This is a genomic window from Lacticaseibacillus saniviri JCM 17471 = DSM 24301 (assembly GCF_001311785.1).
GTDB classification, from domain to species: Bacteria; Bacillota; Bacilli; order Lactobacillales; family Lactobacillaceae; genus Lacticaseibacillus; species Lacticaseibacillus saniviri.
This window is the reverse complement of record NZ_BBBX01000003.1, coordinates 70,686-84,425: the sequence shown is the minus strand read 5'-3', so window position 1 is coordinate 84,425 and position 13,740 is coordinate 70,686. Positions and strand designations below refer to the sequence as shown.

General features: G+C 47.3%; 17 protein-coding genes. 13 read left to right on the top strand and 4 right to left on the bottom strand.

Translation table 11 applies throughout. The annotated features are described in order from the left end of the window. Positions 1-120 precede the first annotated feature (120 nt). The 3 genes from JCM17471_RS03070 (at position 121) to JCM17471_RS03060 (ending at position 2,431) form a co-directional block, all read left to right on the top strand. Positions 121-780 (top strand): hypothetical protein, encoded by a 660-nt coding sequence (locus tag JCM17471_RS03070; protein ID WP_054776779.1) that lies wholly within the window; start codon positions 121-123, stop codon positions 778-780. A 146-nt stretch (positions 781-926) separates the two neighbouring features. Continuing rightward, positions 927-1,700: a hypothetical protein gene (locus JCM17471_RS03065; protein WP_054776778.1), complete on the top strand. Its 774-nt coding sequence runs from the start codon at positions 927-929 to the stop codon at positions 1,698-1,700. A 200-nt stretch (positions 1,701-1,900) separates the two neighbouring features. Beyond that, complete coding sequence (locus JCM17471_RS03060; protein ID WP_054776777.1) at positions 1,901-2,431, top strand: sigma-70 family RNA polymerase sigma factor; 531 nt, start codon at positions 1,901-1,903, stop codon at positions 2,429-2,431. A gap of 356 nt (positions 2,432-2,787) precedes the next feature. Here the strand turns inward: JCM17471_RS03060 and JCM17471_RS03055 are convergent, their stop codons facing one another. Both JCM17471_RS03055 and JCM17471_RS03050 read right to left on the bottom strand, forming a co-directional pair. After that, positions 2,788-3,018 (bottom strand): DUF2922 domain-containing protein, encoded by a 231-nt coding sequence (locus JCM17471_RS03055; RefSeq protein ID WP_054776776.1) that lies wholly within the window; start codon positions 3,016-3,018, stop codon positions 2,788-2,790. Positions 3,019-3,067: 49 nt separating this feature from the next. Then, positions 3,068-3,277, bottom strand: a complete 210-nt coding sequence (locus JCM17471_RS03050; protein WP_054776775.1) for a DUF1659 domain-containing protein — start codon at positions 3,275-3,277, stop codon at positions 3,068-3,070. Between the two features lie 252 nt (positions 3,278-3,529). Between JCM17471_RS03050 and JCM17471_RS16205 the strand changes: the two genes are divergently transcribed. The 7 genes from JCM17471_RS16205 (at position 3,530) to JCM17471_RS15805 (ending at position 10,379) form a co-directional block, all read left to right on the top strand. Beyond that, complete coding sequence (locus JCM17471_RS16205) at positions 3,530-4,579, top strand: glycoside hydrolase family 73 protein (protein WP_054776774.1); 1,050 nt, start codon at positions 3,530-3,532, stop codon at positions 4,577-4,579. A 114-nt stretch (positions 4,580-4,693) separates the two neighbouring features. Then, the gene (locus JCM17471_RS03040; protein ID WP_054776773.1) at positions 4,694-4,930 is read left to right on the top strand and encodes a hypothetical protein; all 237 of its coding nucleotides are present in this window, start codon (positions 4,694-4,696) and stop codon (positions 4,928-4,930) included. Further along, positions 4,906-6,300 (top strand): N-acetylmuramoyl-L-alanine amidase, encoded by a 1,395-nt coding sequence (locus JCM17471_RS03035; RefSeq protein ID WP_082395185.1) that lies wholly within the window; start codon positions 4,906-4,908, stop codon positions 6,298-6,300. Before JCM17471_RS03040 ends, JCM17471_RS03035 begins: the two co-directional genes overlap by 25 nt. 809 nt (positions 6,301-7,109) lie before the next feature. Further along, positions 7,110-7,757, top strand: coding sequence for a class A sortase (locus JCM17471_RS03030; RefSeq protein WP_082395191.1), 648 nt, complete (start codon positions 7,110-7,112; stop codon positions 7,755-7,757). Between the two features lie 296 nt (positions 7,758-8,053). Beyond that, a complete protein-coding gene (locus JCM17471_RS03025) occupies positions 8,054-9,070 on the top strand; it encodes an AI-2E family transporter (protein ID WP_054776770.1) in 1,017 nt (338 codons plus the stop codon). 23 nt (positions 9,071-9,093) lie between these two features. Further along, positions 9,094-9,597: an SLAP domain-containing protein gene (locus tag JCM17471_RS15810; protein ID WP_054776769.1), complete on the top strand. Its 504-nt coding sequence runs from the start codon at positions 9,094-9,096 to the stop codon at positions 9,595-9,597. Beyond that, complete coding sequence (locus JCM17471_RS15805) at positions 9,594-10,379, top strand: serine hydrolase domain-containing protein (RefSeq protein WP_054776768.1); 786 nt, start codon at positions 9,594-9,596, stop codon at positions 10,377-10,379. The genes JCM17471_RS15810 and JCM17471_RS15805 overlap by 4 nt, the downstream gene beginning before the upstream one ends. On the opposite strand, the gene JCM17471_RS03010 is transcribed toward JCM17471_RS15805, so the two are convergent. Continuing rightward, positions 10,363-10,575, bottom strand: a complete 213-nt coding sequence (locus JCM17471_RS03010) for a hypothetical protein (protein WP_054776767.1) — start codon at positions 10,573-10,575, stop codon at positions 10,363-10,365. The genes JCM17471_RS15805 and JCM17471_RS03010 overlap by 17 nt on opposite strands. Positions 10,576-10,705: 130 nt before the next feature. On the opposite strand from JCM17471_RS03010, the gene JCM17471_RS03005 reads away from it, so the two are divergent. Then, entirely contained in the window at positions 10,706-11,398 is a 693-nt protein-coding gene (locus JCM17471_RS03005) for a 2,3-diphosphoglycerate-dependent phosphoglycerate mutase (RefSeq protein WP_054776766.1), read from the top strand. A 248-nt stretch (positions 11,399-11,646) separates the two neighbouring features. Here JCM17471_RS03005 and JCM17471_RS03000 read toward each other — a convergent pair whose 3' ends face one another. Beyond that, the gene (locus JCM17471_RS03000) at positions 11,647-11,841 is read right to left on the bottom strand and encodes a hypothetical protein (protein ID WP_054776765.1); all 195 of its coding nucleotides are present in this window, start codon (positions 11,839-11,841) and stop codon (positions 11,647-11,649) included. A gap of 208 nt (positions 11,842-12,049) precedes the next feature. On the opposite strand from JCM17471_RS03000, the gene JCM17471_RS02995 reads away from it, so the two are divergent. Both JCM17471_RS02995 and JCM17471_RS02990 read left to right on the top strand, forming a co-directional pair. Next, a complete protein-coding gene (locus tag JCM17471_RS02995) occupies positions 12,050-12,628 on the top strand; it encodes a TetR/AcrR family transcriptional regulator (protein ID WP_054776764.1) in 579 nt (192 codons plus the stop codon). 154 nt (positions 12,629-12,782) lie between these two features. Next, positions 12,783-13,655: an SDR family NAD(P)-dependent oxidoreductase gene (locus JCM17471_RS02990; RefSeq protein WP_156321572.1), complete on the top strand. Its 873-nt coding sequence runs from the start codon at positions 12,783-12,785 to the stop codon at positions 13,653-13,655. The last annotated feature ends 85 nt before the right edge of the window (positions 13,656-13,740 follow it).

The window sequence follows — 13,740 nt, the reverse complement described above, 5'->3', positions numbered from 1 at the left end:
TGTTACCAGCACCCTTGATTATTAATAATGAGGATAACTAGCGTTTTGATTGTGCGATAAAACACAACCAGGTTAGACTTAAAGAGTACTAAAAAATAAATCAAGGGAGCGGTACGCAATATGGATAAAGTAGGCGGCATTACACTGGACGACATGAAGATCAATGCATTATTGAGGACAGTCGACTTGATACTGAACGATAATCCAGTCGATGGTAGTGCGCAACCACAAGTCGTGGAACCCGAATTGATTGATGAATTAGAACTCAAGAAATACGCTGCACAACTCCGTGATAAGCGTGACGTGACAACGTATGAAAACTTGTTAGTGCGCATGAATCGGTTGTTGCCACTGTTCTATGATGCAACAAGTCACTTACTCCATGGCTGCCTTGATATCGCTGTTGCGGGTGAAGGTATCGCGGCACTGTGGAAGGACAAGAGCTATGAAGTGAAGGAATCACGTGAGTTAGCTGATAAGCTGAATACGGCACTCAAGGGCTTCATCTCACGTTCCGAAAATCGTGGCACTTGGGTCGCGCATTACACAGTTGATCAGGCCGTGGCGGACTACTACACATGTCGTGATCGCATCTACACGGGTGACATCGCGAGTCAAACCCGTGAAGTTGCTAATCATGTTCACGAAAAGGTCATGGCGATGAACGTCGCATTGTCGCCAACAGACATTCTTTCTCAACTACAGATGACATTGCGAATGAATAATCCACTTGAACAAATGCGGCTTTCAGCTAAGATTTGCCTGCAAATTCCTGCATAAAAATAAACCGCAAACGCCCAGAATCTTATTGTTCTGGGCGTTTTTATGTGCGCAAATGTACTGCTATTACGCGTGATTTCAAAAGTTGTGGTAATGCAACATTAAAGGGCTTACAATTGTGGCAATTCAACCGAGGAGGTCAAAGTATGTACGAGGTTAAGTGCCACACCGCATTCCGTTGCCCGTCGCCGACACCGCTTGAGAACGTGAGTCTTCTGGAACAACTCGACACATTACCTTTCATTCCCGATATTGTCCTCGATATCACCACGCTTGTTGTTATTCCGATTACCAATCATCCGCGAGCCCATGCGCTAGTCATCGATGGCACACATGGGACTTTTTTGACCAATCAACACGCCCATAGCATGATGACACATCTGATTGATCTGCAGGGGCCACTCGTCTTGTGGCTTCGCTATATCGAGCAGGCGGCACTCGAGCTGCTGGGCTTTGAGACAGCCTTTCGCTCATCACCGTCTGTCACTGTCCTAAACGGGGAATATTATTTTGCTTTATCCAGTGCCAAACATCGCGATGCCATCTGGGTGAGCGGCCATCTCTTGCAAGAGTGGCAATACACGGCCAAAAAGCGCTTGATCATCACATTGGATCAAGCACATCCGCTGAGTATTCAATTGCCGACCACCATGCCGTTGCGCCAACTGACCAATCTGTTTCAATTCGCGACGGTGGTGGCCCTTTCTTATCAGGATGCGATTTCTGAAATGATGCATCGACTAAAGCCTGTTGTGCTGCTTGAAAACCTGCCGCGAGTGGCGACCTCGACCTGGCAGCTGACGCGCGATGGTGTGAGGCATGTGATTGACCAGTTGGCCATGTTGAATCCGGACTGGGCCCACTATGGCATGGCCAATGACTTTGTCGACATGATGCGCCAGAAATCTTTTGCGCAATGACAGCGCCGCAAGCCTGCCAGAATAGGGGCGCATGCACTGCTTGTTCGATATCAAAATAGACAGGCCGCTGTGACGCGGTTTGTGCGCCGACGTTGCGATATTCACAGCATCGTGACAACCGATTATGCTTAACGCATCAACATCGATGGTGAAATAACAGCGACTGGACCAGCTGGCCGGTCGCAGAGGTGTCGATTATCATGCTTGATCGGTATGTCGAAGGCTTTAACCTGTATCTGCGCAACAAGGGTGTCGTGTACGGCGCGCTGGCACGATTGGCGATTCCGCGCAACAGCCCCAGCTACGAAGATGAGGTGCACGATGGCATTGAAATCTACGTCGATTATTATGTGAAGTATCGCGATCCGGTTGTGACCGAGGCAGAACAGCATAAGTTCAATAAGCTAGCAGGGACGTTCGTCTATAAAACATTATTGAAACACCGCATGATGCAGTATCGGCGCAGTCAGATTGCGCCTGAAGTGTCGGAAGAGGCCAGTGCCACGTTGACTGCGCATGAATACCTGGCGAGTGACATTGTCCAAACCAACTCACTGGTGACGGTATTGTACGCGCACCTGACGCCAGTGGAACGCCAAGTCCTGATTTTGCGTTATTACGATCAGCTCAGTAATGTTGAGATTATGGCGCAGTTAGGCCTGTCCAAACAGCGGGTCAGTGCGATTCGCAAACAAATCGCTAAGAAATACTTGCAGGTGGCACAACAATAATCCGTAAAAAAGGGGCCGAGGCAAACCATTTTGGTTTGCCCCGACCCTATTTGTGTGGGTGATGCCGTGAGAGAAGTGAGTGATTGTAGTTGTGTTTTTGGGGATAAACGTGCTCCCAGATCCAACAATCTCCGTCTAGCTACTTTTCACTCGTGCCATGACTGGCACCACGTTCAAAGTCTGCTAGTACTCAATTGTTACCCGGGTCTGCTCGCAACATAAACATGTGACTTCGCACTTTAAACGCGTTCCAATCCCCAACAATCTCCACCTAACTCACTTTTCGCCCATGGCAAAGTGCGCCATGTTGCTCAAAGTCCGTTAGTGCTCGAATGCTGAGCGGGGATTGTCACGCTCTATTCTTCCTCCGCTGCCTTATAGACAGTATCAGTGGTTGTGGTGACAATCTTTGCGCTCACCGGTTGGGTGAAGTAGCTGACACCGTTCTTACGCACGATGTCAGTGGCTACCAGTGTCTCCAGAAAGTTTTGTGCGACTTGGGGATCGAGTGGCCCGGAGAAGGCACTCAGGCGAATGGTTTTGGTCTTATTGTCGCTGGATTTGAAAGTAAAGATGATTTGCTTCATGATCTTTCCTCCTAACAGTGGGGTGATCGTGATGAGTTAGCCCGCGGGATTACTTAACGATGGCGGACTGCTGTGTGAGCACAGCTTCAATCAAGATATCACCGGGAACGAGGGTGGCAAAGGCTTGACCAATCGTGAGAATCTGTTGATCGGTTGCCTTGGTATCGATATTGTTCAAGCGGCGCGTCACCTTGTATTCGGGATCTGCTGGATTCGCGAAGGTGTAAGTGACGATTTGGGCTTCAAGTGTACGACTCATGGGAATTACCTCCTCAGGTTAGTGTGTAAGGATTCGGCCGAATGACTTACACATAAAGAAATACCTGAACGCATAAAAAGTCTATACCCACCCAGCAATTTTGCGAAAATAAGTCCTGATGAGTTGAATTGTAATAAAAGAACAAATGATACGTTACGTCAATGTTTCAATCGAGTTACATCATGACGAATGAATTGTTGTATAGGCAAATTTTTGTTAGCATGGGAGAAGAAAGCGGAGGGAAAAACTGAAATGAAAAAGACATTAGCTTTTCTAGGCCTTATCTCAACAATTGGCGGTACAGCACTGGCAGCCGTACCTGCAAACGTACAGGCAGCAACAGTCAATGTTTCAACACCAACGACTAGTTACGCAACGCAATCATATCAACAAGACTTCATTAATAAAATTAAAGCTCATGCACAAAAATGTGCGCTGCAATATGGGTTATATCCAAGTGTTCAAATGGCGCAAGCAATCCTGGAATCTGACTGGGGTCGCTCACAATTAGCCTTAGCACCTAACTATAATTTATTTGGAATCAAGAAGGGTGAAGGCTGGACCGGCGCAACCGTGACCATGCCAACCCAAGAATGGGATGCCAATGCGGGCAAGTATGTCACCATCAATGCGCAATTCCGGAAGTACCCAAGCTTCTTTGAATCCTTCACGGACAATGCGAAGAAGTTACGCTTAGGCCCTGGGTCATGGAATCCTCAGTATTATAAGGGCGCTTGGATGGAAAACACCACAAGCTATAAGGATGCAACGAAGGCCTTAACCGGGACTTATGCCACTGATCCTAATTACAATACCAAATTGAATCGGGTTATCGAACAGAATAACTTGGCGCAATACGATCCACAGATCAAGACTGTCAATAAGGTCGTTGCCGTTGCCGCAAGTAGCGCAACCATCTATAACACCTTCACTGGTGTGCGCAAGGCAACGGGCCAGACCTTACCTCAAAATACGACTTGGCGTGCTAACCGCGAAGTGACATTAGCGGATGGCTCAACATGGTATGACTTGGGTAAGAACCAATGGGCCAGTGCAGGCCAAGTGGTCGTTCCTGGACAAACCACACCATTTAATGGCGTGGCGAAAGTGAACTATGTCCCAGGTTACGGCATTGCCATCTGGAACAAGGCCACTGCCGATCGCACCTTTACCGGTAAGCGCCTGACTCACGGGACTTCTTGGCGCGTCTTCAAGAAGACCGTTGTGGATGGCCACGCTTGGTATAACTTGGGCGGCGACCAATGGATTGACAGTCAGTATGTGATTGTCAAAGCTGACTAAGCAATTCGATAACAATTTGATGACACGCTTTGCCGCGTAATGATCGTATCGTATGATTGATGTGTGCAGGTGATGCCGTCACTATGGATTATAATTTGGAAGGAAAATGAAATCATGAAAGCCAAGAAACTCTTGACGACAGTTGCCCTCGCAAGTGCCTTAGTTGCACCTGCCATCATGGCAACAGTGAGCAACACTGCGGCACCAACTCAGACGGTTCACGCAGCCAGCGCCATCAATGATATGATCGCCAAAACGGTTACCAACCAGCCAAAATTTCGACCCAGAAGTCGACATTTACCGTTAAGCAAGGTTACCGCAATGGTGTGGGTAAGCCTGAAGGGGTCGTGATTCACGATACCGCTAACGATGCATCCACTATCTGGAACGAAATCACGTATATGCAGCGTGAATGGAACAACATCGGGGCCTATGTGCACGCGTTCGTCGATGCCAACAACATCGTGAACATCGCACCCACAGATTACATCACATGGGGTGCCGGTGGGTTTGCCAACGCGCGCTACATTCATATCGAATTAGTCCACTCCCATTCAACAGCTGATTTTGCTAAGTCAGTGAACAATGATGCCTACTACACGGCCTACTTGTTGAAGCAATACGGGTTGCCATTAACGCGCGCCAAGTCTAACGGAACTGGCACATTGTGGTCACACGCGGATGTCTCAAACTACTTGGGTGGGACAGACCACAGTGATCCCGTTGGTTATTTTGCCAAGTATGGCTATGACATGAATCAGTTCTATGACTTGGTATCTAAGTATTACACCAACATGGGCGGTTCAGTGACACCACCAAGTACTGATTTTGATACCGTGGTTTCTTCGACGGACGTTAACAAGCAGGCGACTGTTAATGGTAACAACGTCAACGGCGTCTACTACCTGACTTCTCGTGGCTTTGAAAGCTTCGGCATGAGCTCGATGTACAACGGTCAAACATTCACCGTCAGCAAGTTAGCGCAAACCAAGAAGGGCCTCGAGATGGCCTTATTGACGCGCAACGGTAGTCCTGTGGCATGGATTCAATCAAACCGCTTGACTTACAGCACCGTGAATAATGATCCAGTTGTGAGCCGTTCCGCAATTAATGAAACCGTGACTCTGAACAAGGGTGCTGCAGTCTCTTATCTGTTGAACTCCGGCTTCTCACAATTCACGACAGCAAGTGGCGAACAAGCAACTGCTGTTGAAAAGGCCACCACACAGAGTGGCACAGTTTACTATTTGATTAACAAGAATGGCAGTAACTGGGGCTGGATTAAGGCCGCTGACACTACCAGCAACGACAATTCCAATGATCCAGTGCAACAACCTGCTAGCCTGAAGGTTAAGGTTAACAACGGTGCTTCCCTGTATTACCTCTTGAGCTCCGGCTTTTCACAGTACGGGACCAACAGTGATACCAGTGAAGTCCGTGTCATCAAGAAGGCTACCACAAACAATGCGACTTACTACTTGTTGAGTCGCGATGGCAAGAATGGTTTTGCATGGGTTAAGGCTAACGATACGCAAGTGACCAGTGGTGCCGATATCGAAACCGTCAACTTGGTTGGGACGATCAACTATGTCCCAGGTTACGGCGTGTTGATGATGGATGCCCCAGCCGGCAACTATATCACCGGTCGTTACCTGCAACACGGGACCAAGTGGAAGGTACTCCAACGCGCAACCATGGCAAACGGGGGATATCTACTATAACTTGGGTGGCAACCAGTGGATGCCAGCACAATATTTGAAGTTTTAGAGAGTGTGAACATCCCCGGGTAGCAATCGCGCACTAATGGACTTTGAGACACATGGCGGTTTAGGCCATGGGCGAAAAGTGAGTTAGGCGGAGATTGTTGGGGATGTGAACACGTTTAGAGCGGGAGCCCACACGGGTGACTGTGAGCACTAACGGGACTAGCGCTGATTGCGGTTTGTGCAATTGGCGCTAGTTTTTGTTAGGCGGAACAGGCAGTGTGGGTGAGCGCGTTTAGAGTGTGACCAAAGACGGGTGAGAATGAGGATTAACGGATACCGCCGTTAAATCCCGCACTTAGGATTTTGCGGCGGTATGAGTTAACCGGAATTCTCAGTCTTTGTGAACACGTTTATGATGCAAACGCAAAGAGGCACCGCAACCAGCCCACACGGGTCGATTGCGGTGCTTCTTTTTGTGCACATTTTGGCCAAAAAATAACCGTCCGGCACCCAGCTGAGACACGGTTATTTTAGATAACTAATATCGAAGCTAGTCGCCGAGGCGATTTGCTCGAGGGCAGCGTGTTGGACCACGCTGCCTTTTGTGTTTTCATTCTACCACGGTCGTTTGTAGGCCACAATAGGACGAATGTACGCTTGATAAAATAACGCTGGATATATTTTGAGTGTCGTCGTAATAGTGATAAATAACGATTTTAGCTGTGCGAGTAGCCCAGATTCTCTCAACGTGCTAGAATAATCAGAAAGGGGTGAAACCTGTGAAAAAAGAACATCGTGCTCGCACATGGTTCGTCCGCACTTTGATGGTACTCGGTATCCTCATCGGATTGGCACTTGTGTTCAATGAGCAGATCAAACTATTTGTCATCAATCAGATGTCACAATCAACCGTTCAAAAGCTCGATAAGAAAACTGCCAAACAGAATCAAAAGAAGCCAGCCACATTCAATTTCTCAGCGGTGAAGGCGCTCGATGTTCAAACGGTCACGCACGCGGCCGTAAATCGCAGTAACAATGTTCACCCAATCGGCAAGCTCGCCGTACCAAGTGTGAGTATGAGCCTGCCGATTTTGAAAGGCTTAGCGAACGACAACCTATCTGTGGGCGCTGGCACCATGAAGGCGGATCAAGAGATGGGTGTCGGCAACTACGCGCTGGCAGGGCATTACATGACCAATCAAGGCATCCTGTTCTCACCACTGAAGCAAGTGTCCGAGGGCGACAAAATCTATCTCACAGACATGCAGCGGGTCTTCACATATCGCGTGACCGCGAAGAAAACCATCAGTGAGACGCAGGTGCAGTGGATTGATGATGTGCCGGACAAGAAGCTGGTCACCTTAATCACCTGTGCATCGCCAACAGAGGGTGAAGTGAACCGGATTGTGGTACAAGGTGAACTGATTAACACCACCCAAGCAACGGATGCAGCACTCGAAGTCTTTAAGTAACCGATAAATATAGAAGTAGCCCGCGAAGCCGATTGTGCTGGATTCGCGGGCTTTTTGTGTGGCTGGCTTACGGCCAAAAATGTGGCGCCACAACGCGCATAAACGCGTTCTCAGTCCCAACAATCTCCGCTTAACTCACTTTTCGCACATGGCAAAGACCGCCATGTTGCTCAAAGTCCGTTAATGATCGATTGTTACCCGGGCCTGGTCACGCTCTAAGCGTGCGGGTTCGCACTCTGGCCTTTTGTTCCTCTCAAGGCTACAATGAACGGGTAAACCAACGCAGGGAGGCAACTATGACCCGATATCAAAAATTTCTCAATAATACGTCATTACGACGTGCCGTGGTGCTCGCGAGTTTAGTCATTGTCTTATGGCTGGCCAGAAGTGTCATGAGCACGATCCTATTGACGTTCATTTTTACTTTTCTTGTTAGCAGCTTAGTGCGTGCCATTCAGCGCATTTACCCGATACGACCGGCCTTTGTCGTGGTGCCACTGTACGCGATTATTGTCACGATTGTCCTGTACTCGGCAATTCACTTTGTGCCGGCTGTCGCGATTCAGAGTGTGCACCTGTTCAACTCGGTGAAGGACTTCTATTACAGTGATGCCTTTGCCAACAACCAGGCGATGCAGTGGGTGCTCAGCAGCATTAACAGCATGAACCTCGATGAGCAGTTCAAGGCTGGCTTTTCCACAGTCTTGCAATATGTCGGCAACATCGGCGCGATGGGGGTCACGTTATTCCTGTCATTTATCCTGAGTTTCTTTTATACCTTGGAAACCAAGGCATTGAATGAATTCGGCCAGAATTTCTTGGACTCACCATTCGGTTGGTACTTTCAGGATCTGAAGTATTTCGCTGACAAGTTCACTAATACGTTCGGGGTGGTGATCGAAGCGCAGATCTTTATCGCCATCGTCAATACGCTGATCACCACGGTCACACTGATCGTGATGAAAATGCCGAACATCCCTAGTTTGGCGATTATGGTCTTCTTACTGTCAATGATTCCTGTGGCCGGTGCGATTATATCGGTCGTTCCACTGGCGGTCATCGCGTTTACCGTGGATGGCTGGCAGGGTGTGCTGACCATTATCGTCATGATTGCGGTGATTCATGCACTGGAAGCCTATGTCTTGAATCCAAAATTCATGAGTAGTCGCACCAAGTTGCCCGTGTTCTTCACTTTTGTGGTGTTGATTCTGGCAGAGCGACTCTTTGGCACATGGGGTCTGATTGTCGGGATTCCTGTATTCACGTTCTTATTAGACGTGTTCGGCATCAAGAAGATCGCCAATACAGATTGATTTGAGAAGTGGGGTGAAGGCGTATGAAACGATTACTTCGGTATCATCGGGTATGGTGGTGGCTGTTAGGCATTGTCGCTGTGAGCTGTTTGGCTTGGCTGCTACTGTTACCCAGAACAAGTGAGGACGATCGCATCCCCATCACAATCAATTATTCGCCAGGCTATGGCATTAAGGTCTACAACAAGCAAGGTGTTGGGACCGATGCGCTAATTGCGACCAATACGCATTTGACTGCGACACGCCTGACGACTATCAACGGCATCGCGATGTATCAGATCGGTGCCAATCGCTATATTCCAAAGAGCCTGACCCAAATCGGTCGGGGTCAGGCCAAGAATGTCAGTCAAGCTGAAGATGACCTGGTGGCCGAGACCCATTTTCAGGGGACCATCGCCACGATTCAGCATAACAAGATTAGCTCGGTGCGCAGCTATGGGTATCAGAACGCCGGTGCCAAAATCAAAAATTCGGCAAACACCATGTATCCCATCGCTTCCGCAGAGAAAATGATGACTGCGTCTTGATTGCGCAGCTGATTCAAAAGGGCCAGCTGAGTTATGACACGAAGTTGAGTCAATTTTATCCCAAGGTGGATGGCGTTGACAAAATCACGGTGCGGCAATTACTGGATCACCGTTCAGGCATTCAGATGAATGAGACTTATCCGGACACACCACTCAAGACAGAGCAGGACGCGATTAACTGGACATTGAATCACCTGGATACCAGTGATGACCACGGCTACAGTTACACCAATGCTAACTTTGTCTTACTGTCGGGGATTGTGCGCCAAGTCACCAAGCAGTCTTACATGCAGGTCTTGAAGGCGCGGATTCTCACGCCGCTCAAGCTGCAGCAGAGTAAGAACTACGACCAGCTCACGTCACGCGATGCGGTCGCACAGGGGTATCAATACGAAGATGGCCACGACAATCAGCCCCAACCGATTAGTCAGGGCTTGTTGTCATCGCTGCCGGGGACCGGTAGCTTATATATGTCGGCGGCCGATATGGCGCGCTTCCAAATCGCATTGAATACCAACTCACTGTTGCCCCAAGCCGCATTTAAGAAACTGTTGACCATGACGGTTGAACCGGAAGCCGACGAGAGCGCTTATGCGGGCGGCTGGTTCTTGGGGGATGGCTATCGCATGGTGCATGGCTCCTACAATGATTTCGCCTGGAGCTTTGATAGCATCATTGAGATGAAGAGTACCGGTGGCTCGGGTATTGTGTTGTTAGCCAATCAGAGCACCGACACCGATACCCAGCAGTTAGCGGAGAATATCCTTAAGATCGGTGGCTGATGCCGTAGATAAGCCGAGCAATCAATGCGAAGCCGCCGAGAATCAAAACCAAATCCATCACACCGTGCAGTAGTGATAGGCCGTGACTGGCATTGATCGCGCTTTGCATGGCGGTTGAATTGGCATAGACGATGAAGTAGATGATGCTTGCCGCCCAGAGACTGGCGATAGTAATCCATATTTTTTCACGAGACACACTCCTCAGATAATTACCCTAACTATAGCAAAGATTGCCTGAAAATGAGTGCGTTTTTTCAGAAATTAGTGTATGATTGAGAGATGAAAAAGCCAATTAATTGGCAAATAATAAAGCGAGGTAATCGACAATGGCAAAATTAGTGCTGATCCGTCACGGTCAAAGTGAATGGAACTTATCTAACCAATTTACTGGTTGGGTTGATGTGAACTTAAGCGAACAAGGTGTTGAAGAAGCAAAGGCTGCTGGCCGTAAGTTAAAGGAAGCAGGCTTGCAATTTGACCAAGCTTACACTTCTGTTTTGACACGTGCCATCAAGACACTGCACTTTGCACTTGAAGAATCTGACCAATTATGGATTCCAGAAACAAAGACATGGCGTTTGAACGAACGTCACTACGGCGCACTTCAAGGCCAAAACAAGGCTGAAGCTGCTGAAAAGTGGGGCGACGACCAAGTGCACATCTGGCGTCGTTCATACGATGTCCTTCCTCCTCTTTTGAGTGCGGATGACGAAGGTTCAGCTGCTAAGGATCGTCGTTACGCTAACCTCGACCCACGGATCATTCCTGGTGGCGAAAACTTGAAGATCACCCTCGAACGTGTTATTCCTTTCTGGGAAGACCATATCGCTCCTGACTTGTTAGATGGCAAGAACGTTATCATCGCTGCTCATGGTAACTCACTACGTGCCTTGACCAAGTACATCGAAAATATTTCAGATGAAGATATCATCAACTTAGAAATGGCAACTGGCGAACCAGTTGTGTACGATTTCGACGACAAGCTGAACGTTACAAACAAGACAAAGTTAGGTAAGTAATCTTTACCGAGCCATGGACACTCACTTCGGTGGGTGTTCTTTTTTTTTGCCATAAATTAACATAGCGTGTCATGGAATTGGCACTTGCAGACCCTAGAGCCAATTTAATCTGCGTCACTTGGGTCACTACGAGCACTGAGAAATTGATGGAAAAGCACGACACGCAAAAATCTCGAACCAAAGAAAATTGATTCGAGATTTATAGGCACTTTGCTTTAGATTTAGCTGTCATTGGGGGCTTAGTCCCATCATATGTAGGGCGGCTCAAAGCCTAGATACGATTCTTCAGTGGAAATGTTGAGTTCCGTTGCCATAGGTGAGTTAGCAAACTGTTCGATCAGGTCGATGGCATCCATATGGCTGACGGCGAATTCATTGACAACGTTCAAATACGCTTCGAGTCGTTCTCGCGGTGGCAAAGTGGGATCGAGGTTTTGGTTCAAGAAATCAGCCTTTTTATGTTTGCAATCGAGACGCTCGCTATCCCAATTTGGTTAACCATCGCTTCAATGCTGTTCAAGATATTTTGGTATTTGTTTCATCTTTTTTGCTAATTGGACAAGCAGTGGTAAGGAAGGTTACAAAGTTGATTAGGTTCATCAATAGTGATACTATACGGTATAGTATATTAATTGAAAGGAGCAAAGCAAATTGGTAAAATCAATGGCTGGCCGGCCGCGTAGTGCCGAAGTCAACGAGAAAGTGCTAAATGCAGCCAAAGAACTTCTAGAAGAGGTTGGACCTGATTTAATGAGTATTGATGCTGTCGCTAGGCGGGCAGGGGTTGGAAAAGCTTCAATTTATCGCAGGTACAGTAATAAAGCTGAGTTGATCACTGATGTCTTGAAAGATATCAAAGACATCAGTTATGCCGACTTGCTCGAGGAGGACTTTCGTGCGAGTATCTTGAATATTGCGAAACGATTCATCACATCAATGAACACGGCGTATGGTCGTAAAACGTTAGCCATTATCGTTAACACCTTGGTTGGAGACAAAGATATTTCGCATGAGTATTGGTCGACACACACTGTCATCGAAGTCGGACAAATTGCCGATATTTTTAAAGACTATCAGGCAAAAGGTAGTCTGAAGGCCGACCTCGATGTTCACCAGGCGGCTGAAATACTTGTTAGCTATTTAATGTACCAGGTCATGTTTAAATATAGTAATCAGACTGACAATAGTCTTGAACGTGGAATCGATTTTTTAATCAGTAGCTGGCAATAAGCAGCTACTATTTTTGGAACAGTTACGAAACGATACCGGATAGTAAATGTTATGTGAAAGGAAATTTTTATGACACAGAAGACAATCATTATCACAGGCGGTAACAGTGGTTTAGGTTATCAAACTGCAAAAATATTGCGATAGCTAAACCAGAATGACCATTGTTATCGCTTCTCGCAATAACGAACGAATGAGCCAGGCAGTTGAGCGGTTGAAAGCAGAGACTAATAATCGCAACATTTACGGAATACGGATTGATGTTAGCTCATTACAGTCTGTCAGAGAATTCGTTAATCACTTTAAAAATGCAGAATTACCGCCATTATACGGGATTGTCGCTAATGCCGGCGCACAATTCACGGAGGAAGTCATTACTGAAGATGGTTTTGAAGGCACTTTTGCGACTAACTATCTAGGCCATTTTCTATTGATTCAGTTACTGTTACCGCTCATTGCAGACAACGGTCGCATTATTATGGTTTCAAGTGACACTCATGACCCAGCAGTTAAAACCATGATGCCGGCACCGGTGTACACAGATCCATCAATCTTAGCGGATCAGAAAATGTCGTATGAAATGTTGAGGAAATATTCAGCCTTTAAGCGAAGCGGCATTCGATACACAACGTCTAAATTAGCCATCATTTATTTTGTCCATGAACTGAGTCGTAAATTAATTGAAGCAGGGCGGAATGACATTGTGGTTGATAGCTTTAATCCAGGACTGATGGTGGGCAATGGATCTAATTTGGCCCGCGATTATAATCCAGTAGTTAAATATATGTGGAATCACATGGCTTTTATCATTCCACACCTGCATTACTTTGATAAGCATACGATTCGGAGCGTGACGATTTCTGGCCGCGATCTAGCCGAATTGATGCTAACGAGTTCAAATGCTGTCCAATCTGGTCAGTACTGGGATGGTGATCGCATGATTCCGTCATCACCGGAATCATACAATCGAGATCGTGAAGCGCGATTGTGGCAGTGGAGCTTAAAAGTTACAAATCTGCGTGAATGGTAGACGGCTATCAGCTGCTGAAACCACTCTTTTAGGAAAGAATAGTTTATTTTGCTCGAAGACTGAAATAGGGGTTGCGACAAAACTA

Bases quoted from the DNA above. Each gene is read 5' to 3' on its own strand.
- JCM17471_RS03070 (WP_054776779.1), top strand. From the start codon at position 121: ATGGATAAAGTAGGCGGCATTACACTGGACGACATGAAGATCAATGCA.
- JCM17471_RS03065 (WP_054776778.1), top strand. From the start codon at position 927: ATGTACGAGGTTAAGTGCCACACCGCATTCCGTTGCCCGTCGCCGACA.
- JCM17471_RS03060 (WP_054776777.1), top strand. From the start codon at position 1,901: ATGCTTGATCGGTATGTCGAAGGCTTTAACCTGTATCTGCGCAACAAG.
- JCM17471_RS03055 (WP_054776776.1), bottom strand. From the start codon at position 3,018: ATGAAGCAAATCATCTTTACTTTCAAATCCAGCGACAATAAGACCAAA.
- JCM17471_RS03050 (WP_054776775.1), bottom strand. From the start codon at position 3,277: ATGAGTCGTACACTTGAAGCCCAAATCGTCACTTACACCTTCGCGAAT.
- JCM17471_RS16205 (WP_054776774.1), top strand. From the start codon at position 3,530: ATGAAAAAGACATTAGCTTTTCTAGGCCTTATCTCAACAATTGGCGGT.
- JCM17471_RS03040 (WP_054776773.1), top strand. From the start codon at position 4,694: ATGAAAGCCAAGAAACTCTTGACGACAGTTGCCCTCGCAAGTGCCTTA.
- JCM17471_RS03030 (WP_082395191.1), top strand. From the start codon at position 7,110: ATGGTACTCGGTATCCTCATCGGATTGGCACTTGTGTTCAATGAGCAG.
- JCM17471_RS03025 (WP_054776770.1), top strand. From the start codon at position 8,054: ATGACCCGATATCAAAAATTTCTCAATAATACGTCATTACGACGTGCC.
- JCM17471_RS15810 (WP_054776769.1), top strand. From the start codon at position 9,094: ATGAAACGATTACTTCGGTATCATCGGGTATGGTGGTGGCTGTTAGGC.
- JCM17471_RS03005 (WP_054776766.1), top strand. From the start codon at position 10,706: ATGGCAAAATTAGTGCTGATCCGTCACGGTCAAAGTGAATGGAACTTA.
- JCM17471_RS02990 (WP_156321572.1), top strand. From the start codon at position 12,783: ATGACCATTGTTATCGCTTCTCGCAATAACGAACGAATGAGCCAGGCA.